This is a genomic window from Streptomyces sp. NPDC015139, from assembly GCF_043079785.1.
Taxonomy (GTDB): Bacteria; Actinomycetota; Actinomycetes; order Streptomycetales; family Streptomycetaceae; genus Streptomyces; species Streptomyces albidocamelliae.
The window spans coordinates 213,617-233,846 of the sequence record NZ_JBIBUW010000013.1 but is presented as its reverse complement, the minus strand read 5'-3'; the positions used below and the strand labels follow the sequence as shown (position 1 = coordinate 233,846).

At 70.7% G+C, this 20,230-nt stretch carries 21 protein-coding genes and 1 pseudogene; 10 read left to right on the top strand and 12 right to left on the bottom strand.

Annotated elements, in window-relative coordinates; genetic code table 11:
• Positions 1-189 precede the first annotated feature (189 nt).
• Entirely contained in the window at positions 190-792 is a 603-nt protein-coding gene (locus ACF08B_RS30945; RefSeq protein WP_392320451.1) for a DUF2867 domain-containing protein, read from the bottom strand.
• Positions 793-887: 95 nt separating this feature from the next.
• On the opposite strand from ACF08B_RS30945, the gene ACF08B_RS30940 reads away from it, so the two are divergent.
• On the top strand, positions 888-1,448 hold the full coding sequence (locus tag ACF08B_RS30940; protein ID WP_392320450.1) for a TetR/AcrR family transcriptional regulator: 561 nt from the start codon (positions 888-890) through the stop codon (positions 1,446-1,448).
• A 175-nt stretch (positions 1,449-1,623) separates the two neighbouring features.
• Here the strand turns inward: ACF08B_RS30940 and ACF08B_RS30935 are convergent, their stop codons facing one another.
• Together ACF08B_RS30935 and ACF08B_RS30930 are read right to left on the bottom strand one after the other, a co-directional pair.
• Positions 1,624-2,664 (bottom strand): helix-turn-helix domain-containing protein, encoded by a 1,041-nt coding sequence (locus tag ACF08B_RS30935; protein ID WP_392320449.1) that lies wholly within the window; start codon positions 2,662-2,664, stop codon positions 1,624-1,626.
• Positions 2,665-2,686: 22 nt separating this feature from the next.
• Positions 2,687-3,658: a MerR family transcriptional regulator gene (locus tag ACF08B_RS30930; protein WP_392320448.1), complete on the bottom strand. Its 972-nt coding sequence runs from the start codon at positions 3,656-3,658 to the stop codon at positions 2,687-2,689.
• A gap of 154 nt (positions 3,659-3,812) precedes the next feature.
• Between ACF08B_RS30930 and ACF08B_RS30925 the strand changes: the two genes are divergently transcribed.
• Positions 3,813-5,279 (top strand): alpha/beta hydrolase, encoded by a 1,467-nt coding sequence (locus ACF08B_RS30925; RefSeq protein ID WP_392320447.1) that lies wholly within the window; start codon positions 3,813-3,815, stop codon positions 5,277-5,279.
• A 109-nt stretch (positions 5,280-5,388) separates the two neighbouring features.
• Positions 5,389-5,802, top strand: coding sequence for a thiol-disulfide oxidoreductase DCC family protein (locus ACF08B_RS30920; protein ID WP_392320446.1), 414 nt, complete (start codon positions 5,389-5,391; stop codon positions 5,800-5,802).
• On the opposite strand, the gene ACF08B_RS30915 is transcribed toward ACF08B_RS30920, so the two are convergent.
• Both ACF08B_RS30915 and ACF08B_RS30910 read right to left on the bottom strand, forming a co-directional pair.
• Positions 5,771-6,145 carry an SgcJ/EcaC family oxidoreductase gene (locus tag ACF08B_RS30915; RefSeq protein WP_392320445.1) on the bottom strand — a complete coding sequence of 125 codons (375 nt, stop codon included), beginning with the start codon at positions 6,143-6,145 and terminating at the stop codon, positions 5,771-5,773. The two genes, ACF08B_RS30920 and ACF08B_RS30915, sit on opposite strands and share 32 nt — an antisense overlap.
• A 144-nt stretch (positions 6,146-6,289) precedes the next feature.
• The gene (locus ACF08B_RS30910; protein WP_392320444.1) at positions 6,290-7,213 is read right to left on the bottom strand and encodes a LysR family transcriptional regulator; all 924 of its coding nucleotides are present in this window, start codon (positions 7,211-7,213) and stop codon (positions 6,290-6,292) included.
• A 210-nt stretch (positions 7,214-7,423) separates the two neighbouring features.
• Here ACF08B_RS30910 and ACF08B_RS30905 point away from each other — a divergent pair, with 210 nt between their 5' ends.
• Together ACF08B_RS30905 and ACF08B_RS30900 are read left to right on the top strand one after the other, a co-directional pair.
• The gene (locus ACF08B_RS30905; RefSeq protein ID WP_392320443.1) at positions 7,424-8,704 is read left to right on the top strand and encodes a YbfB/YjiJ family MFS transporter; all 1,281 of its coding nucleotides are present in this window, start codon (positions 7,424-7,426) and stop codon (positions 8,702-8,704) included.
• Between the two features lie 121 nt (positions 8,705-8,825).
• Complete coding sequence (locus ACF08B_RS30900) at positions 8,826-9,020, top strand: hypothetical protein (RefSeq protein ID WP_392320442.1); 195 nt, start codon at positions 8,826-8,828, stop codon at positions 9,018-9,020.
• 372 nt (positions 9,021-9,392) lie between these two features.
• Here ACF08B_RS30900 and ACF08B_RS30895 read toward each other — a convergent pair whose 3' ends face one another.
• The gene (locus ACF08B_RS30895; protein WP_392320441.1) at positions 9,393-9,848 is read right to left on the bottom strand and encodes a MarR family winged helix-turn-helix transcriptional regulator; all 456 of its coding nucleotides are present in this window, start codon (positions 9,846-9,848) and stop codon (positions 9,393-9,395) included.
• Between the two features lie 209 nt (positions 9,849-10,057).
• Between ACF08B_RS30895 and wrbA the strand changes: the two genes are divergently transcribed.
• Positions 10,058-10,672: an NAD(P)H:quinone oxidoreductase gene (gene wrbA / locus ACF08B_RS30890; RefSeq protein WP_392320440.1), complete on the top strand. Its 615-nt coding sequence runs from the start codon at positions 10,058-10,060 to the stop codon at positions 10,670-10,672.
• A gap of 90 nt (positions 10,673-10,762) precedes the next feature.
• Positions 10,763-11,055: pseudogene (locus ACF08B_RS30885) on the top strand (muconolactone Delta-isomerase family protein).
• 154 nt (positions 11,056-11,209) lie between these two features.
• On the opposite strand, the gene ACF08B_RS30880 reads toward ACF08B_RS30885, so the two are convergent.
• From ACF08B_RS30880 to ACF08B_RS30865, 4 genes are all read right to left on the bottom strand, one after another.
• A complete protein-coding gene (locus ACF08B_RS30880; protein WP_392320439.1) occupies positions 11,210-12,274 on the bottom strand; it encodes an alpha/beta fold hydrolase in 1,065 nt (354 codons plus the stop codon).
• Between the two features lie 443 nt (positions 12,275-12,717).
• Entirely contained in the window at positions 12,718-14,154 is a 1,437-nt protein-coding gene (locus ACF08B_RS30875; RefSeq protein WP_392320438.1) for a dihydrolipoyl dehydrogenase family protein, read from the bottom strand.
• Positions 14,155-14,384: 230 nt separating this feature from the next.
• Positions 14,385-15,002 (bottom strand): TetR/AcrR family transcriptional regulator, encoded by a 618-nt coding sequence (locus ACF08B_RS30870; RefSeq protein ID WP_392320437.1) that lies wholly within the window; start codon positions 15,000-15,002, stop codon positions 14,385-14,387.
• Between the two features lie 45 nt (positions 15,003-15,047).
• Positions 15,048-15,491, bottom strand: a complete 444-nt coding sequence (locus ACF08B_RS30865; RefSeq protein ID WP_392320436.1) for a VOC family protein — start codon at positions 15,489-15,491, stop codon at positions 15,048-15,050.
• A 138-nt stretch (positions 15,492-15,629) separates the two neighbouring features.
• Between ACF08B_RS30865 and ACF08B_RS30860 the strand changes: the two genes are divergently transcribed.
• The 3 genes from ACF08B_RS30860 (at position 15,630) to secY (ending at position 18,299) form a co-directional block, all read left to right on the top strand.
• Positions 15,630-15,959, top strand: a complete 330-nt coding sequence (locus ACF08B_RS30860) for a hypothetical protein (RefSeq protein WP_392320435.1) — start codon at positions 15,630-15,632, stop codon at positions 15,957-15,959.
• A 108-nt stretch (positions 15,960-16,067) separates the two neighbouring features.
• On the top strand, positions 16,068-16,763 hold the full coding sequence (locus ACF08B_RS30855; RefSeq protein ID WP_392320434.1) for a type 1 glutamine amidotransferase domain-containing protein: 696 nt from the start codon (positions 16,068-16,070) through the stop codon (positions 16,761-16,763).
• Between the two features lie 225 nt (positions 16,764-16,988).
• Positions 16,989-18,299 carry a preprotein translocase subunit SecY gene (gene secY / locus ACF08B_RS30850; protein WP_392320433.1) on the top strand — a complete coding sequence of 437 codons (1,311 nt, stop codon included), beginning with the start codon at positions 16,989-16,991 and terminating at the stop codon, positions 18,297-18,299.
• A gap of 27 nt (positions 18,300-18,326) precedes the next feature.
• Here secY and ACF08B_RS30845 read toward each other — a convergent pair whose 3' ends face one another.
• Positions 18,327-19,391: an LLM class flavin-dependent oxidoreductase gene (locus tag ACF08B_RS30845; RefSeq protein ID WP_392320432.1), complete on the bottom strand. Its 1,065-nt coding sequence runs from the start codon at positions 19,389-19,391 to the stop codon at positions 18,327-18,329.
• 168 nt (positions 19,392-19,559) lie between these two features.
• Positions 19,560-20,120 carry an NADPH-dependent FMN reductase gene (locus tag ACF08B_RS30840; protein ID WP_392320431.1) on the bottom strand — a complete coding sequence of 187 codons (561 nt, stop codon included), beginning with the start codon at positions 20,118-20,120 and terminating at the stop codon, positions 19,560-19,562.
• Positions 20,121-20,230: the final 110 nt, after the last annotated feature.

The following is a 20,230-nucleotide window of genomic DNA, read 5'->3' as shown; positions in this document are numbered from 1 at the left end:
CACGCCTTCCCGTCGAAGGCGGTGGCGGTGACGGCGGTACTCCTCACCACGGCTCTTCGCGCACCGACGCCGTAGACCTGCTGTTGGAATCACCCGTTTCTATGGGTCGTGACGTTGACGCCCCGTCAATTACGCACACCTTCGGGCGGAGCGCGCGGAATCGTTCAGGGGCGGCCGGGGGGGGGCGGGTCAGTCGGAGGTCCGCTCGCCGGCGGTCGTCCGCCAGGTGCGTCCCATGGTACGCAGCAGGGCCGGGTACACGCCCAGGTGGCGGAAGGGTTTGATGGCCGCCATGTACAGGGCGCCCCGGCGGCCGTTCGGTTTCACCAGGACGGCCATCTGCCCGCGGTGGCCGCCGTCCTCGGCCGGTACCCAGCCGATGTGCATCACCGCGTGCACGGTCCGGTTGGCCGTCTCGGCCGCCCACTCGTCGTGCAGCTGATAGACGGAGGTGAACGGAAGCGAGCGGGACTCGGGTCCGCGTGCGCCTTCCCGAAGGTCCGCCGGCAGCCGGTCGCGCAGAGTCGGTACCCGGGTGCCGAGGCCCGTGCCGGGATCGTCCCAGCCCAGCCGGCGCCCGAGCTTCCGCCGGATCGCGAAGAGCGCGCGGTACACGAGAGGCGGCCCGGCCGAGTCTGCGCCGGCACCGTTCGCGATCTGACGCACCAGGTGGACCAGGTCGTCGGGGCCACCCGGAGTCGGCAGTGCCCACACGTCCTCGACGTGGAAGTCCCCGGTCATTTCGTGGATCCGCCACGGCCGCGAGGTGTGTGCGCTCACCGGAAGTCTCATCGCTTCGCCCCCATCTATACGATGCCGTATATATGAAAGCTAGACCCGGCTGTACGCACCCGTACAGCTGTTGGAGCTGTGACGGGAGACACGCCATGGCCATGGCCCGTACGCCTCGCGGCAGGTGGATCGAGGAGGGGTTCCGGGCGCTCGCCGCGAGTGGCCCGGAAGCCGTCCGGATCGAATCGCTCGCGCAGGCCCTGGGCGTCAGCAAAGGCGGGTTCTACGGCTACTTCCGCAACCGGGACGCGCTGCTGACGGAGATGCTCGACGTGTGGGAACGCGAGGTCACCGAGAAGGTGATCGAGCGGGTCGAGGACGGCGGGGGAGACGCCAGGAGCAGACTGGACCGGCTGTTCACCATCGCCGCCTCGGCCGGCGACGAGCCGGCCGTCGGTGCGGCCGTCGAACTGGCCGTACGGGACTGGGCACGACGTGACGAGGCCGTCGCCCGGCGACTGCGCCACGTCGACAACCGGCGTATGGACTACCTGCGTTCACTCTTCGGTGCCCTCTGCGAGGACGACGCCGAGACCGAGGTCCGCTCCATGCTCGCCTTCTCGCTGCGCATCGGCAGCCACTACATCGCCGCCGATCACGGGAGCCGGACCCGCGCGGAGATCATGGAACTGGCAGGAGCCCGGCTCCTCCGGTAGCCCACGCGGGAGCGCACTCCCAGGCCGTCGGCATGTCGGCACGGTCGCCCCGGCGGCGCCGGTCCCTGGAGACATCGACGCCGCCGACGGCGGGCGCCCCTCGCACCGACGGCGCGGCAGGGCACCCCCGTGGCCCTGGCGCGTCGTCGGCACTGGGCCTGGTGAGCGACCGGGGTCAATGATCCTTGTGAGGACCGGGAGTTGTCCTTCGCACAGCGTCCACGGCCGTGTGCGCACCGTCCACGGCCGTACGGCACAGCGCCCGCTCCCGTACCTCGCTCGGAGTGCTGCCGTGCACGGAGCGGAAGGCGCGGGTGAAGTCACCTGGACGCGGGAAGCCCCAGCGGGCGGCGATGGCGTGGATGGGGACCGCGCGCGCACCTGGGTCGGTGAGATCCTTCAGGGCACCGGCCAGCCGCTGTTCCCGCACGTACGAGGCCACGGTCAACCCCTCTTCCTGGAAAAGGCGGTAGAGGTAGCTGCGGGAGATGTGGTGGGCCTCGGCGATCTTCACGGGCGTCAGGTGCGCGTCGGCCAGGTGCTGTCGGACGAAGGACTTGATGCGCAGCATCAGGGTACGGGCGTGCGTCTCGGGCGGCAGCTGCGGCTCCGCCTCCAGGGTGTGGGCGAAGACGGCGGTGACCAGGTCGCCGACGACCGTTCCCAGCCGCTCGGCGTCGGCCGCCCGGTAGGAGGAGGTGTCCGAGGTCAACTGCACCAGCAGCCCGGCGAGCAGCGCGCCCGTGCCCGTACGGCCGGATATCCGGCGCCCGACCACGTCGTCGGCCCGGCGCACAGGAACGCCCACCGCGGTACGCGGGATCTCCACCCCGATGATGGTGACCGGCTGGGACCCGGTGGAGATCTCGTACGACCGGGACGAGCAGTTCACGTGGAAGTCGGAGACCGCGTACCCCACTTGCTGTCGGCCCCAGCTCGCCGCGGCGTCGCCGTGCCGCAACAGGGACAGGTGGAACACCTCGGGGTCGGACTGGCGCACGAGCCTCGGCGTCCGGTGGAACACCAGATGGTCGAAGGTCGCCGGCCACACCGTCACCTCGCCCAGGCCGATCACGCGCTGGTGCCCGCGGTAGTCGGCGGCGCGCTCGCTGCTCAGGTGCATCGGCGCGTGCGTACGCCCCAGTTGCTCCGTCCACGCCTCGAAACGGTCGCTCGCCGGCAGGTCACGGGTGGTGAAGACGGTTTCAGGCAACACCGAGGTAGTCAACCACAGTGCCTCACAGGGGAGATGAGGGGTGGGAACGCACTGGCCGGGCCCGAGGCGTTGAAGAGTCCGCGGCGCTGTCGGCGCGCAGCGCCAGGAAGAGGCGGTGGTGCAGCAGACCGAGACCCGGCTCCTCCGCCGGCAGCAGGGGCGCGGCCAGCTTCCAGTAGCGGGCCATCACGGGCCCGTCATCGCGCGCGAGCAGCTCCGCGAGCCGCCGCCGGAAGTCCGGGCTGTCGCGGGTGCCGAGCGCCGCCGCGTAGGCGGCGACGAAGCAGTCGAGCGCGCCTCCGCCCTCCGGCGGACGCCCACCGCGCACCTGAGTACCTGCCAGGCCGTACGCCTCGTCCAGCGCTTCGTACAGGACGGTGGGACGGTAGGTCTCCCCGGCAAGCGGTGGCCGCGGTCGCAGCGACGGCACTCGGTCCAGGCGGGGATCCGAGACCAGCGCGTGCAGGCGGCCGAAGGCGAGGACCTGCTCGGGGACGGGCGCCGACGGCAGGGCCGGCACCACCGCGTCGAGCACCCCGGACACCAGCCGTGCCGGCAACCGGACCGGCAGCACCCGGCGCCAGAACCGGAACACGGCGTCCATGTCGGGAGGGAGCGTCAACGCCCCCAGCAGCAAGAGCCGTTCGTCGCGCACCTCGCCGCTGGACTCCGCGAGCAGCAGCAGTGCGGCCTCCCGCCACCGCAGCGCGGCCAGCTCCCGCTCGACACCCCGCAGCCGTTCAACGAGCACCTGCTCCAGGGCCCCGTCCCGGTCCAGTGCCCGCTCGACCTCCGGCACGGCGAGATCGAGGACGCGCAACGACCGGATGACCCGCAGCCGTTCGAGCGCCTCGGGCCCGTACCGTCGGTGCCCACCACCGCTGCGGCCTGCCTCCGGCAGCAGCCCCCGGTCCGAGTAGAAGCGCACGGTCTTGACGGTCACCTTGGCGCGCTCGGCGAGCTCCCCGATGCTCCACAGCCCGTCCGACTGCACGACACACTCCCCCTCGGTGTCTCGACGGCCCGAACACCCAGCCTAGCGAGGGGATTCGGTGCTCCGTCCCACCTGCTCTTGAAGCTCCCCCTGGAGGAGTTCCTAGCGTGCGGACGACCGCGGAGCCGCGCGGTACTGCTTACGAGGAGGCGGCATGACGGCGTTCGTACTGGTGGGTGGCCCCTTCACCGGTGGCTGGATGTGGGAGGACGTGGCCGGACGGCTGCGGGAGGCGGGGGAGCGGGTGTGGCCGGTGACGCTCGACAGCGCACCCGGCGCCGGACTGTCCACCCACATCGCGGAGTTGTCGCGGATCGTCGACCGGATCGAGGCGCCCCGGGTCGTGCTCGTCGGACACGACTACGGCATCCACCCCGTCCTCGGCGCCGCCGACCGGCGCCCGGAGCGGATCTCCCGGGTCGTCCACGTCGCCGCCGGCCTGCCCCGGGACGGCGACACCGCCCGCCAACTCGTACGCGACGAGACCGTACGCGCCCGACTGGCACACGACGACGCCCCGGTACGGCCGCCGCGGGGCCGGGCGTGGGAACGCTGGGGCAGCACCGCCGGCCTGTCCGCCGAGGCGCTCGCCCGACTCGACCGGCTCGCGGCACCGCAGCCCGCCGCCACCTTCACCGAGCCGCTCCGGCTCACCGGCGCCGCCCACCGGCTGCCCGCCACGGCGGTCCTCTGCACCGCCGACGGACCGGGCATCGACACGGTGGAGATGCTCGTACGCTCCGGTCCCCCTCAGTTCAGGGAGCTCGCCGGTCCACGCGTGAGCTACTTCGAACTCCCCACGGGGCACTGGCCGATGCTGTCCCGACCGGACGAGCTCGCCCAGGTGCTGATCAAGGCGGCAGCGGGGGAGGGACACCGAATCGCCGCACCGGACGACGATCCGGGCGGCACCCGCGAAACTTTTCTCCTCGATCCGCCCGAGGCGCCCCGGGAGCGCGTCGGCCGCCTCGACCTCCATCTCCCAAAGGCCGATGGCCCCCGGCCCGCCGTCCTCTTCGTCCACGGCGGCCCCGTCGACCCCACCCGCCGGCCCACCCCGCGGGACACGCCCTTCTTCCTCGGTTACGGCCGTTTCGCGGCAAGCCGTGGGGTCGTCGGCGCCACCCTCGATCACCGCCTGCACGCTCTCACCGACTACGCGAAGGCGGCGGAGGACGTCGCGGAGGCCGTCGATCAGGTACGTGCCGATCCCCGGGTGGACCCGGACCGGATCGCGCTCTGGTTCTTCTCCGCCGGCGGCCTCCTCGCGGCGGACTGGCTCGCGGCACCTCCGCCGTGGCTGCGCTGCCTGGCCCTGACCTACCCCGTCCTCGCCCCACCGCCCGGTTGGGAGACGGTGGACGCCCGCTTCCGTCCCGTGGCCGCCCTGAGCGGCGCCGGACGGTTGAACACGGTTCTCACCCGGGCAGGGCTCGAACACCCCTCCTTCGCCGCGACGGTCCGGCAGTTCCTGGACGCCGCCACCGAGTGCGGGGCGGCCGTGGAGGTCCTCGACGTGCCGCACGGCCGGCACGGCTTCGAGCTGCTCGACCACTCCGAGGAGTCGCGGGCCGCCGTGGAACGGGCGATGACCGCCGTCACGCGGCTGCTGGACGCCTGAGCCCGCACGCGTTCCCGGGCCACGGCCGTCAGCCACCACGAGCCGTGATCCCGCGGCGCGACCCCACCCGCTGGCGGGTGGGCGCGTCGCCCACGGCACCATGGAGGGTATGCGGACGCAACCAGTGCTGGTGTACGACGGTGACTGCGGCTTCTGTACGGCCTCGGTCGCCTTCGCCCGGAAGTGGATCAAGCCTCGCTGTGAGATCACTGCCCAGCAGGTCGCGCCGCTGGAGGCGCTGGGGGTCACCCGGCAGCGGGCCGAGTACGAAGCGCTGTGGGTGACCCCGGAGGGGACGGTCCACGGAGGCGCCCAGGCGGTCGCCGGACTCCTGTCGAGTGCCGGTGGTGGATGGATGGTCGCCGGCGCCCTGCTCCGCCTGCCGCCGGTGCGCTGGATCGCCCACGGCGTCTACCGCCTCGTCGCCGACAACCGCCACCGACTGCCCGGCGGCACCGCCGCCTGCGCGCTCACCGCCGGCGGGTCCGGGTCTAGGCGAGGTGCGAAACCTGGTAGTGGGTGATGTACCAGCCGTCCTCCGCACGCTTGACCAGCACGGCCAGGTTGACGGTGAGCGTGGGCCGGTCGGTGAAGGAGAAGTCCACACTCAGATAGCCGAGGGCGAGGTCGTCCGCGAGTCGCCTGGTCTCGACCATGCGGTAGTCGGCGGTCAGTCCCAGGGGCTGTGAGGCGTAGTAGTCGGCCACACCCTGGCGTCCCACGCTGTAGGGGCGCAGTCCCTGGAAGATCGCGTCCTCGGTGAACAGCGACGCGACCCGCTCCGGTTCATGACCGTCGACGGCGGCCTTCCACCGGTCGAGGACCCCGCGCAGGACCGTATCCGTGTCCGTCGTGCTGCTGCTCATCGTCGTGCTCCCGTCGGTCGGAACCAGCTGCGGCCGGGTGCTCTCCAGCGGACCGGCACGCCCGTTCCCTCATAATAGCCGACCGGTCGGCTAGCCAGGCGGATGCGACGCACGCCGGCCCCGACGGACGCGCCGGGTGTCGCGCTAGGCCCGGTACGGGTCGTCGAGGGGCAGCCATGCGGCCGGACCGTGGATGCCGAGGTCTCCGACGTCGTCGCACAGAGCGTCCACGACGGCACGGACCGCCCCGCGGACGTCGCTCCGGCGCCACACCAGGGACCAGGTCCACCAGACCTCCGGAGCCACGACGGTGCGCCGGACCAGGTCGGGCGGCACCGGTGTGGTCTGCCCTTTGGGGCAGTTGACGACCGGCAGCCGGTTGCGCCGGACATGGTCGAAGAAGGCCGGCCCGGTGATGCCGTTGTCGGAGATGCGCATCGCGCGCGCCCCTGTGTCCCGCGCCAACTGCTCGGCATAGGCGTTCCAGGAGAACCATGAGGTGGTGTCGTCGTCGAGGAGGACGACGGTGTCCCGGGCCGCCACGTCGCCGGTGTCGTCACCGGTGGCGACGGCGTACAACCGGTCGGCGCCGATGAGCCGGGCATCCAGGCCGTGTTTCTCGAGGTCTTCCGACCTCACCCAGCACACGGCGAGGTCCAGGCTGCCGTCGGCCACCCGGGCGGCCTGGGTGTGCGACGGCGCGACCCATGCGTCGAGGTGCACCTGGGCCACCGCGGAGGTGCGGGCGCTCAGGTCCGCGGGGAGCCAGTTGACGTAGCCGAGGCGCAGTGGCTCGGAACCGGACAGGCGGCGGGCGTGCTGCTGGAGGTCGTCGGCCTGTGCCAGCAGGGCACGCGTCTGCGGAAGCAGGGCGGTACCGGCAGCCGTGAGCGAGACCGAGCGGCGGTCACGGTCGAAGAGCCGTACGCCGAGGTCGCGTTCGAGTGCCTTGATCTGCTGGGACAGGGAAGGGCCGGCGATCAGGAGACGCTCGGCCGCCCGGCCGAAGTTCAGCTCCTCGGCCACCGCCACGAAGTACCGCAGTTGGCGCAGCTCCACACCGGTCATGCTACGTCCGGTGGGAGGTTCTCCCTACCAGCAGCGAGGAAGCCGGTCGTGGCGTGCGCCGGGTCGACGGGAGCACGCTGGGAGCCGAAGCCCGACGGTGTACGGGCGCACCCGGCCACCTCGCGGCGGGCCGGGCGCGCGGTGTCCGTCCTCCACGTCCCGTACGACGGGTTCCAGCCCCCGCGGACCCCCGCCCACAAGGAATTCGCCATGCCCGTACGACACCTGCGCGCCGCCCCGGCACGAACGGGAGGCTCCCCTCTCTCGCCCCGGGTCCACGTCGCCCGGACCGCCGCCGCACTCGCGGCGGCGATGGGCATCGGTCGCTTCGTCTTCACCCCGATCCTCCCGCTGATGCACGCGCAGGCGGGGCTGTCGGCGAGTGCCGGCGCGAACCTGGCCACCGCCAACTACGTCGGCTATCTGGCCGGCGCGCTCGCAGGCATCCTCGCTCCCGCGCTGGTCCGCTCACCGGCTCTCCTGCGCGTCGCCCTGGTCGTGCTGACCGGGACCCTGGCCGCGATGCCCGCCACGCACGACGTGCACGTGTGGATCACCCTGCGCCTGCTGGCGGGAGCGGCCAGCGCCCTGGTCTTCGTCATCGCGGTCGGCTCCCTCCACGGCAACCTCCGCGGACACCCCGCCCACCTGTCCGGATGGGCCTTCGGCGGAGTGGGTACCGGCATCGCGCTCTCCGGCCTCCTCGTCCTCGGGCTGCACTCCGTAGCCGACTGGCGGGTCGCCTGGTGGGCCTCGGCCGCCCTGGCCGCACTGTTCACCGCGGGAGCGTGGCGCCTGCGCCCCGAGACGGTACTGGGAGTCCGTACGACGGCACCGCGAGCCGGCCCGCCGGCAGCGGAACGGACGACGACGCGCACGCGCCGCTGGTTCACCACCCTGTTCGCCTCGTACACCCTGGAAGGCGTCGGGTACGTCGTCGCGGGCACCTTCCTCGTCGCCGCGATCGAGCAGAGCTCACCCGGTCCGGTCGGCAACGCGGCCTGGGTGCTGGTCGGTCTGGCGGCCGTACCGTCCTCGGCGATGTGGGCGGGGCTCGGGCGCCGCTGGTCCCATCCCGACCTGCTGCTCGTCGCACTCGTCGTCCAGGCGATCGGCATCGCCCTGCCCGCCCTGATCGGCGGGGTGACGGCCGCACTGATCTCCGCGGTCCTGTTCGGCGCGACGTTCATCGGTGTCAGCACCCTCACGCTGGCCGCCGGCGCACACCTCCGGTTCCCGCGCTCCGTCGCGCTGCTGACCGCCGGGTATTCCGTCGGCCAGATACTCGGACCCCTCGTCGTCGCACCGCTGCTCCACCACGGCTACCACCGGGCCCTGACCGTGGCCGCCGTCGTCGTCCTGGCGGCCGCCGCGGCAGCGGGTCTGCTGCGCATCGGCTTCCCGAGCCAGGGCGTGGTTCCAGCCGGAGCCGCGCTCGCCCGGCGCACCGGAGCGACAGCGACGGCGGGCCCGGACCGGCGTGGCGCCTGACGGGACGCGTCCGGTACGCCACGTCGACTGCGTCACCGCCTTGACAGGTGACGAGCTGGGAGCGCAGTCTTAGGGCGATCGAGCCCTGCGGGCCGGTCGCCACGTCGATAGGGGAGCCACCATGGAAACCGAGTCTTCGCTGGACACGGCAGCGGCAGCGCGGCACGCGCGCTTCGGCAAGCTGCCGGAGCGTATCCAGTTCGACGAAATGGTCGAGGAGAAGGTGGTCGAGCCGAACGCTTCCGCGATTGCTTCGTACAACCCGGAAGGGTCCTGGAACCACTTCTCGTGTCTCGCGCTCGATCTGGGACTGTAGGCCTCGCGACTGCCCCGCGTCCGTATCCGGCCCCGCAGCCTCTGGCGAGGCAGGCTGCGGGCGCTCTTCGGCCGCGCGTCCTGGTCGACTTCGGCTCGGAGGCGGAGACATCGCCGCAACTGGAGCCGGTGGTCTTGGCGTTGAGCACACTCGACGTGGACCTGCTGGTGGCGGCGGACGGGAGCGACGACGCCCATGGTCGGCGAGCGGATCGGCTCCGGCCGGCTGCTGTCCGATGCGGCATCCACCGTTGCGGCGTCCCGCCTGCGTGACGAGACGGCCGACCGCGGAGCGAGGGCGCTGGCGGTGTGGAACCGCCCTAGGGTGAAGGGGGGCCGAGTAAGGCCGGTGCCGTTCGAGCGGCCGCGTCGATCACTGCCGCGCTATGCGCTCCAGCACCTTTGCGGCCGCGGCGATGTCACAGCCGTCCAGGCGCGAGAAGACGTGCCGTCGCACGCTGGCGAGGTTGGTGGGCCACGCCTGTTTGAGTTGTTTCCAGCCGGCGTTGGTGAGGATCGCGAGCCAGGCCCTTCCGTCGTCCGGCGCCTTCTCACGGATGACCAGGGACTGCGACTCCAGCCGGTTGACCACGCGTGTCATGCCGCTCAACGACAGCCCGCACATATTGGCCAGTTCACTCATCCGCATCTGGTGGTGCGACGCCTCGGAGAGGTGCACCAGGACCATGTATTCGGAACCGGAGATCGGCAGCTCGTCCAGCATGTCCGCGTCGACCAGGCGCGGCAGGAGCGTCATCACCCTGCCCAGCGCCCGCAGGAAGGCCTCCTCGTCACGATCGAGGGGCTCGATGTCCGTCGCGTCTGCCATGGCATGAGTGTAGGTGGCACGCCGGGCGGCAGGTGAATGCCCGGAATGCCTGTTCAAGGGCGTCGCGTCGGCGCCCTTCACCGGGGTCGGGTGTGGCGTGCTCCACGCCGTGCGCGCTTGACGGGTGCCGGTCGGGCATGCAACTTTTGAGGAACTAGACGACCGGTCGGCTATTGGCCGCCGAGTCCCCCTGTGAACGGAGCACTTCCATGGCCACCACCCCCGTCAAGCTCGCCATCGTCTACTACTCCTCCACCGGCACGATCGCGGACATCGCGCGGGAGCTGCACGACGCGGGCGTCAAGGCCGGCGCCGAGGTGCGTCTGCTGAAGGTCGCCGAACTGGCTCCGCGGGCGGCGATCGAGTCCAACCCCGCCTGGGCCGCCAACGACGCGGCGACCGCCGACGTACCCGAAGCCACCGTCGAGGACGTCGCGTGGGCGGACGCGGTGGTGTTCGGCACGCCGACCCGCTTCGGGAACGTGTCCTCGCAGCTGAAGCAGTTCATCGACACGCTGGGTGGCCTGTGGGCCGAGGGCCGGCTCGCGAACAAGGTCTACAGCGGCTTCGTGTCCACCGCGACGGCGCACGCCGGCCAGGAGTCGACGCTGCTCGCCCTGTACACCTCGATCCACCACTTCGGCGGCATCGCCGTCACCCCGGGGTTCACCGACCCGCTCAAGTTCGTCGACGGCAACCCGTACGGCACCTCGCACGTGGACGCCCAGGGCGCCAACCCGGTGGACGACGTCACGCGTACCGCCGCGCGCATCCAGGCCGAGCGGGTCGTCGAGATCGCCGGGGCGCTCAAGGCCGCCGCCTGACGGTCCGGACGCACGTCCGGAGTATTTCGGGATCCGAAGGTGGGTGGCGGACCGCCGTCGCCCACCCGACCGATGGAGGAGGAAGAGTCCGTGAACGAATACCTCGTCGAACTGACCACCACCGTGCCCGAGGGTACGGACCCGGCGGAGGTCGACGTGCGCCGCACGGCCGAGTCCGTGAGGGCCCGGGAACTCGCCGCGCAGGGGCACCTGTTGCGGCTGTGGCGACCGGTGGGGGAGCTGCGCAGCATCGGGGTGTGGCGCGCCGAGGACGAGTCGGAGCTGAGGGAGGCGGTCCTCGGAAGTCTTCCCCTGTGGCCGTGGATGACCGCCGTGGTCACCCCCTGCGGTCGCACCCCAACGATCCGGGGCGGGCCGGCTGAGTCGGAGGCCCCACCGGTGGGGCGGCGGGCGATGCCGGGCATGCTCGCCGCGGGTGCCGCGGGATGTGTCGGACGCGGGTCGTCGCCGAAGTCCTGTGCACGGACGGCCGGCGAGTGTTCGGGCGGATCTCGAAGCCCGGCCGCTGGTCGAACGTCAGAAAGCGCGGTCGACGTCGACGACCGCCTGGGCGAAGGCGGTTGGCGCCTCCTGCGGCACGTTGTGACCGATGCCGGTCAGGGTGCGGTGGTCGTACTCGCCCGTGAACCGGTCGCGGTACGACGCTCCGTTGCCGGGCGCGGTGAACGGGTCGCGCTCGGCGTCGATCGTGATCGTCGGCACGTCGATGACGGGACGCGTCGCGAGTACCTTCTCGTAGCGGTCGTAACGGCGTTCACCGTCCGCGAGCCCCAGGCGCCAGCGGTAGTTGTGGATCACGATGGCCGCGTAGTCGGGGTTCTCGAACGCGGCGGCCGTCCGCTCGAAGGTGGCGTCGTCGAAGTGCCAGGTCGGGGAGACGGTGTCCCAGACGAGACGGCACAGATCGTGCCGGTCCGTCCGGTCCTCCATGGCGAGGCGGCCTCGCTCGGTGCTGAAGTAGTACTGGTACCACCACGCGTACTCGGCCTTCGGGGGCAGCGGCTTCTTCTGCGCCTCGACGTTGGTGATGAGGTACCCGCTCACGGAGACCAGTCCCTTGACCCGCTCGGGCCACAGCGCCGCGATGATGTCGGCCGTGCGCGAGCCCCAGTCGAAACCGGCGAGGAGGGCCTTGTCGATCTTCAGGGCGTCCATCAGGGCGATGATGTCGAGAGCGACCGCCGACTGCTGGGCGTTGCGGACGGTCCGGGAGGACAGGAAGCGCGTGGTTCCGTGCCCGCGGAGGTACGGCACGACGACCCGGTAGCCCTGCGCCGCGAGCAGGGGGGCCACGTCCACGAAGCTGTGGATGTCGTAGGGCCATCCGTGCAGGCACAGGACGACGGGTCCGTGCGCGGGACCCGCCTCGGCAAAGCCGACGTCCAGCACACCCGCCCTGACGTGCTTCAGCGTGTCGAAGGACGTGTGGGTGCCCGGGGCCACTACGGGCACCGTGGGGGTGCCACCCGTCGCACGGTGCGCGGACGCGGCGTTCGCAGGTGTTCCGAATCCGGCCAGCGAGGCGGCGGCCGCGCCCGTGCCGATGCCGGCGGCCTTGGTGAAAGTGCGCCTGTTGATCATGAGAAACCTCTCCGTCGTACGGATGGGAAGGCGTGGGTGCCCGTCGCAGGCGCTCCCGTCGGACGTCTTCGGGCCATCGCGGTGCGCGTGTGCGATGACTGTTCCACAGCGCGCGTCACCAGTCAAACAGGTGACGCACTCGCTCGCTCTGACTCGGAGGGCCGGTCGACCGCGGTGAGAGGTCTCACAAGGCCGGCCGCGCGCCTCGCGGAATGAGCCGCCGGCTGCTGCGGTTTCCCGGTCACCCACCACCATCCGAGCCGGCTGCGCCGCATGCCGGTGTACCGAGGAGAAGAGCCATGAATCGATCGGTGTGCAAGGAGAGCCCGGCCGGTCTGCGCCGCGTCCGCCTGCCCGGAACGGTGCGTGCCTGCCCGGCGAAGGTGCCGCCGCGACCGCGCCCGACAGGACCGGATCCGGACCCGTCGTAGGCGGTAGGAGTCTCAGCCCCGGCACGTCTCCAGCAGCCTCAGCCAGACCTCGCTGATCGTCGGGAAGGCCGGCACGGCATGCCACAGCCTGCGCACGGGCACCTCGCTGACGACGGCCACCGTGGCCGAGTGGAGCAGCTCTCCCACGCCGGGGCCGACGAACGTGACGCCGACCACGGTGTCCCGTTCCTCGTCGAGCAGCATGCGGGCCCGGCCGCGGTACCCCTCGGCGTACTGGCGCGCACCCGCGACGAGTCCGATGTCGTGGTCCACGACCTTGACCCGCCGCCCCGTACGCTCCGCCTCGCGCGTGGTCAGACCCACCGACGCGACTTCGGGGTGGGTGAAGACGACCTGCGGGACGGCCTCGGTGTCCGCGGTCGCCACGTGGTCGCCCCACTTGGCGTCGTCGACGGGCCGCGCATGGGCGCGTGCCCCGATCGCGGCACCCGCGATCCTCGCCTGGTACTTGCCCTGATGGGTCATCAGCGCCCGGTGGTTGATGTCCCCGACGGCGTAGAGCCACCCCTCGGGCACGGTGGTGACCCGGCAGGTGTCGTCCACGGGCAGCCATTGGCCGGGCGTCAGCCCGATGGTCTCCAGCCCCAGATCCTCCGTCTTCGGTGAGCGGCCGATGGCGAACAGGATCTCGTCCGACGTGATCTCCTCGCCGTCGGACACCGTCGTGCGCACCTCGCCGGCCGCGTCGCGCGCCACCGACGTCACCGAGGATCCGATACGCACGTCGACGCCGAGTTCGCGCAGCCCCTCCGCGACCATCTCGCCGGCGAAGGGTTCCATCCGGGGGAGCAGTCCTGCCCGGCTGCGCACCAGCAGGGTCACCTCGGAGCCGAGCGCCTGCCAGGCGGTGGCCATCTCCACGGCCACCACACCGCCCCCCACGACGACGAGCCGGCCCGGTACGTGGTCGGCGCTGGTCGCGTCGCGGCTGGTCCAGGGCCGTACCGCGGCCAGGCCGGGAAGGTCCGGAAGCGCCGCGCCCGTGCCCGTCGCCACCACGACGGCCTGCCGGGCGGTGAGCCGGACGGTGTCGCCCTCGGCGGTGCGCACCTCCACCTGTCTCGGGCCCGTGAACCGTCCGTGACCGCGGATCAGGTCCACGGACACGGAGTTGAGCCAGTCGACCTGGTCGTCGTCCTTCCAGTGTTCCGCCATGGTGTCGCGGTGCGCGAGGACCGCGGGTACGTCGAGCGCCCCCTGCACGGCCCGACTCAGACCGGGCACGCGGCGGGCGTCGGCCCGTGCGATCACCGGTCGCAGCAGCGCCTTGCTGGGCTCGCAGGCCCAGAACGAGCACTCGCCACCCAGCAGTTCATGCTCCAGGATCACAGTGCTGAGACCGGCGGCACGTGTTCGGTCCGCCACGTTCTCACCGGCCGGTCCTGCCCCGATGACCATCACGTCGTACGTGCGGGAGGCGTCGTTCATCACCGCTCCTGTGATCCAGTCGCCTCTCTCGGCTCACCGGACTGCACGGACATGTCGACACCGGGCAGCGCCCTGGGAGTCCGCCGGCGCTGTCACCTACGCACAACGGTGCGGGAGAGGCGGCACATGGCGACCGAATGCCACCCTATGCCCGGAAGAGAGCGCGTGCATGCGGGTGTGAAGCCGTGGGGCGCCGCCCCTCCACGCCCCAGCGGAGACCGGTGGCCGCGTCAGACGTGGACGGGGACCTCGGGGTCCTGGACGCCCAGCAACGCCCGGCAGCTCGGCCAGAGCGTGTTCAAACGGGCGGGGTTGTTGTAGAGCTTGGCGAAGAGCACCTGGCCCTCGAGCTGGGCCACCATCGAGCGGGCGGCCTCGTGGGCGTCGGCCACGGCCACCTCGCCGCGTTCCCGGGCCGCGGTGACGACCGCCTCGACCATCGCCACCTGGGCCTCGAAGATCTCCTGCAGCCGGCCGCGCAGGGCGTCGGCCTGGTTGCTCATCTCCAGGGAGAGATTGCCGAACATGCATCCGAGGACCGCGCCGCAGCTGTCCTGCGCCGCCTGCTGACGCGCTTCGGTGGCCTCGAACAGGCGCTGGAGCCGCTGCAAGGGCTCGGCGTCGGTGTTCAGGACCTGCTCCCAGTCGCGCCGCTCGGCCGTCCAGTGCTCGTCGATCACGGCCAGCGCGAGGGCCTCCTTGGACTCGAAGAAGTAGTAGAAACTCCCCTTCGGCACCCCAGCCGCCTTGCAGATCTCGGCGACGCCCAGGGCCGAGTAGCCGCGCTGCTCGAAGAGTGTCTGAGCGGCGGTGAGGATCTTGTTCTTGGCATCGCTGGTCCGTCCCATACCACAAGTATACGACCGAACGACTATCGGCGTGGATCCGTACCGCTACCGGCCGGGGAGCCTGGTCGTGACCTCCTGCACCACCCACTCGTTGCCGTCGGGGTCGCTGAAGGTGGCGAAGAAGCTGTAGCTGGCCCGCTCCGGGTGCGCGCCGTCCACCCGCCCCTCCTCGGTGCCGCGGTGGAACACCCCGCCGGCGTCGTGGAAGATCCCGCCCATCTCGATCCCGCGGTCCACGAGCTCGGCATGAGCCGCCTCGATGTCCTGGACGACGAGGTGCAGGCCCCGCGTCGAGCCGGGGACGGCCGTGGTGACGCCGGTGCCGAAGAGGATCGAGCACTGCGAGCCGGGAGGCGTCAGGTGGACGACCCGGTAGTCGTCGCCGGCGGCGTAGTCGACGTCCGGTCGGAAACCGGCTCGCACATAGAAGGCCTTGGCCCGGTCGACGTCGGAGACGGGCAGTACCACTACTTCGAGTTTCAGATCCATCGCCGCTTCCCTTTCGCGCGTGGAGGTGTCGCCGTACGGGCGTCACCTGTTCGACCGGTGAGATCTTGCCAGCGCTTCCCGTCACTGGTCAAGCCGGTGACGGTCGTCGGGTGGCGGTCGGTTCGGCCTCGGCCCCGCATGCGCCCGGCCGGACTCGTCCTTAGGCTGGAGTCCGTTCACCCGAAGGGACGAAGCCGGGTCAGGACAGCTCGCCGCACCTGGCCTGGAACGGCCACCTTGCCCCGACGCGGAGCTTCGCGGTCACCGGTTTCCCGTGCCCGGATGTTGGCCAACGACGCCGGGCGGCACGGCTTCCTCGGTGCCGCACCCCCGCCCGGGGAGGCCCCTCACCGCTGCATGTTCGTCGTTCACGCGCTGGATACGCCCCGGCTCGACATCACCACGGAGGCGACCCCCCGTGGCTCGGCTTCCGGCTCGTGTCCCACCGTCCAACACGAGCGGGCCTGACGCCGGTGTGCGGGATCCCGGCCTGACCGCGGAGCGAAGGCCGCGAGCGAGACATGAAGTCAGTCGAATCCCCCTGCACGTCGTGCGGGGACAAGGAGGCGGAGACCGATGGCGAGAGTCCTCTTCATCGTCAGTGGGGCCACCTACTGGGTGCTCAAGGACGGCAGCAGGTACGCGACCGGCTACTGGGCCGAGGAGTTCGCGATGCCGTACAAGGCGGTCACGGAAGCCGGCCACGAGGTCGTGGTCGCGACACCGGGCGGCGTGACCCCGAACGTCGACATGATGAGCCTGCGTCCCTCCATGGCCGGAGGTGAGGAGGGGGCTCTGGAACTGGAGGAGATCATCCGGTCCGCCGAGACGATGCGTCGGCCCCTCAAGCTCTCGGACGTCCGCCTGGAGGACTACGACGCCGTGTACCTGCCCGGAGGCCACGGCCCGATGTCGGACCTCGCCTACGACGCCGACGTGGGCCGGCTGCTGACCGCCCAGCTCGCCTCCGGCAGGCCGCTGGCGATCGTGTGCCACGCCCCCGCCTCGCTGCTGGCCACGAGGATCCACGGCGAGTCGCCTTTCAAGGGCTACCGGGTGACGGGCTTCTCCAACGAGGAGGAGGAAGCCGTGGGTCTGGCGTCCAGGGCGCCATGGCTGCTGGAGGACGAGCTCAAGGACCAGGTGGGCGTCGAGTACAGCCGCGGCCCCATGTGGGAGCCGTACATGGTCGAGGACCGCAATCTCATCACCGGACAGAACCCTCACTCGGCGGCGGTCCTGGCGGATCGCCTGCTGGAGATCCTCAAGTGAGGAGACCCGGAGTCCCCGCGGCCCGGTCGTAGGCCCGACGGCGCGTCGACGGATCCCGCAGGCGTCCGTCGGGCTCCGGTTGCTGAGCGGGCGGGGCCGCCAGAGGATTGTGTGTGTCGCGGTCGTTCCGCGTCCACTTCCGCCCTTGCGGCACCTCGCGTTCGTGGGCTCGGCGAGAAAGCCCCCCCATGTCCTCGCGATCCGGTGCGGGCCGAAGGAGGGATCTTGCTCAGCGCGTTGACCAAGGTGTTCGGAACCAGTGATCTGCGGAAGAAGCTGCTCTTCACGCTGGGTGTCATCGTCCTGTACCGACTGGGGTCGCACATACCGATCCCAGGGATCTCCTACAAGGACGTACAGCGGTGCGTGGACGCCGCCGCGGCCGGCAACGGTGGTCTGCTGGGCCTGGTCAACGTGTTCAGCGGCGGGGCTCTGCTGCAGATCACGGTCTTCGCCCTCGGAATCCTGCCCTACATCACCGCCAGCATCATCCTGCAGCTGCTGACCGCGGTCATCCCGAGGCTGGAGGCACTGAAGAAGGAGGGCGCGGCCGGGCAGGGGAAGATCACCCAGTACACGCGCTACCTGACCGTCGCCCTCGCCGTACTGCAGGGGACGGGTCTGGTCGCGACCGCGCGCAGCGGTGCCCTGTTTCCCGGCTGTCCCTCGGCGGCCGGCATCGTGCCGGACACCTCCATCCTCACGACCGTGGTGATGGTCCTGACCATCGCCGCGGGCACGGCCTGTGTGATGTGGTTCGCGGAGATGATCACCGAGCGGGGTGTCGGCAACGGGATGTCGTTGCTCATCTTCATCTCCATCGCCTCCACGCTCCCGGCCGCGCTGTGGGCCGTGAAACAGCAGGGCAAACTCGCGGACGGCTGGGTCGGCTTCGGCGCCGTCATCCTCGTCGGGCTCGTCATGGTGGCGCTCGTCGTCTTCGTGGAGCAGGCACAGCGACGTGTTCCGGTCCAGTACGCGAAGCGAATGGTGGGCCGCAAGTCCTACGGCGGGACGGCGACGTACATCCCGTTGAAGGTGAACCAGGCCGGTGTGGTGCCGGTCATCTTCGCCTCGTCCATCCTGTACATCCCCGCGCTCGTCGCTCAGTTCTCCCATTCGCAGGCGGGCTGGGCGGAGTGGATCACGCGCAACTTCGTCCGGGGGGACCATCCCTTCTACGTGGTCGCGTACTTCCTGCTGATCGTGTTCTTCGCCTTCTTCTATGTGGCCATCACCTTCAACCCCGAGGAAGTGGCGGCAAACGTCAGACAGGCCGGCGGCTTCATCCCGGGCATCAGAGCGGGCCGCCCCACGGCCGAGTACCTGAGCTACGTCCTCAACAGGCTGACCTGGCCGGGTTCGCTGTACCTGGGTCTTATCGCGTTGGTGCCGACCGTGGCGTTCGCGAGTTTCGGCGGCGCGAACCAACTCACCGGCACCAGCATTCTGATCATCGTGAGCGTCGGGCTGGAGACCGTCAAACAGATCAACAGCCAGATCGAGCAGCAGAGCTACGCGGGCTTCCTGCGTTGACCGCGCCTCCTCGCGAACGATCGCGGATCAGGCACCGGCCGGCTCTGCGGCCAGCAGTTCCCGCACTCGCGGGGCTACTTCACGGCCCAGCAGTTCGATGGTGCGGGCGCGCGCCTGACGCGGGAGGTGCAGGATGTCGTACTTGAGGTCGAAGCGGTTCAGCCGGAGGTCACGGGCCGTTCTGGCGATCTTGCGGGCGACGGTCTCCGGGGAGCCGACGAAGAGTGCGCCGTGGTCGATCTCGTCCCTGTACCGTTCCCAGGTCGGGGCGTAGAAGCCACGCTCCGTCGCCAGGCCGGTCACGACCGGCTTCCAGTACTGCCACCAGGTCTCGGCGGCCTCCTCGTCGGTGTCGGCGACGAGTCCCAGGGAGTGCTGCCCGATCGGCTGCGGAGAGTGTCCGGCCTCGGCCAGGGCCCGCTGGTAGAGATCGACGAGGCCGGCGAAGCGCTGCGGTCGGCCGCCGATGACGGCCAGCATGAGGGGGAGGCCGTAGCGGGCGGCGCGGAGCACGGAGTGCGGACTGCCACCCACGCCGATCCAGGTGGGTATGCCGCCCGTGGGCATCCGGGGTCGCAGCCGTTGCCCGACGAGCGGTGCCCGGAAGGCGCCGGACCACGTCACCGTGTCCTCCCGCTGCAGACGCAGGAACAGGTCGAGCTTCTCTTCGAAGAGTGCTTCGTAGTCGTCGAGTTCGTACCCGAACAGCGGGAACGAGTCGGTGGCGGACGCTCGCCCCACCACGAGCCGGGCCCGGCCGTCCGAGACGGCGTCCAGGGTCGAGAAGTCGTGGTAGAGCCGCACGGGGTCGTTGGTGCTCAGGACGGTCACCGATGTGCCGAGGCGGATGCGACGGGTGGCGGTGGCCATGGCGGCGAGCAGCACGGGAGCCGCCGTGTCGATGTGGTCCGGACGGTAGTGTTCGCCGACGCTGAAGATGTCCAGGCCCACGGCCTCGGCGCTTACGGCCTCCTCGACGAGCAGCCGTGCGGTCTCGGCGTCGTCCAGGACGCGACCGTCGTCCGTGGCGACCTCTCCGAAGGAGTTGAGGCCGAGTTCGAAGGTCGGGGCCGTCGGTGCCGGGTCCGGCATGGTGTCCTCCTCCGGTGGTCCCGGACGGCGGACCACCTGTAGGGCATGGGGTCGGGGGCGTGTCGAGGCGTCGAGCGCCGAGTCGTGGCGACCGCGGCTCTCAGGGCGGCATGCGTCCCACGGGCGGCTGGGCACCGCCTCTCCCTGAGAACCGGCGGGCGGTCGGCGTCAGTTGGCGCGCAGGGGAGCGAGGGCCTTGGCCCACGCCACGACCTGGTCCAGGGTCGTGACCAGCGTGTCCCGCTGGACGTCGGCCGGCTTGAAGGTGGTGAAGTTCTCGAAGTCGGTGAACAGGGAGAGCGCCACCTGGGAGCGGACGTCGGCCATCTGCATCTCGGCCGCGATGCCGCGCAGGTGTTCCACGGCCCGGGTCCCGCCGACCGAGCCGTAGCTGACGTAGCCCACGGCCTTGTTGTTCCACTCGGCGTAGATGAAATCGATGGCGTTCTTCAGTGCGCCCGGCACCGAGCGGTTGTACTCGGGCGTGACGATGACGAAGCCGTCGAGAGAGTCGATCTTCTCGGCCCACGCCTGCGTGTGGGGCTGGGTGTAGTTGCCCAGCGAGGCCGGGTAGGCCTCGTCCAGTACCGGCAGCTTGTAGTCCAGCAGGTCGACTATCTCGAACTCCGCGTCGGCGCGCTGCGAGGCGATCTCGTGGACCCAGCGGGCGACGGCCTCACCGTTGCGGCCGGGCCTGGTGCTGCCGATGATGATGCCGATCTTGGTCATGGGTGGAGCCTTTCGTGGAAATGGCAGCAGCGCGAGAATACGTCTGCGACCCAAAGAACTTGCAGAGTGAAGTAAATATGATTAGTGATTGACGCGTCAAGTAAAAATAT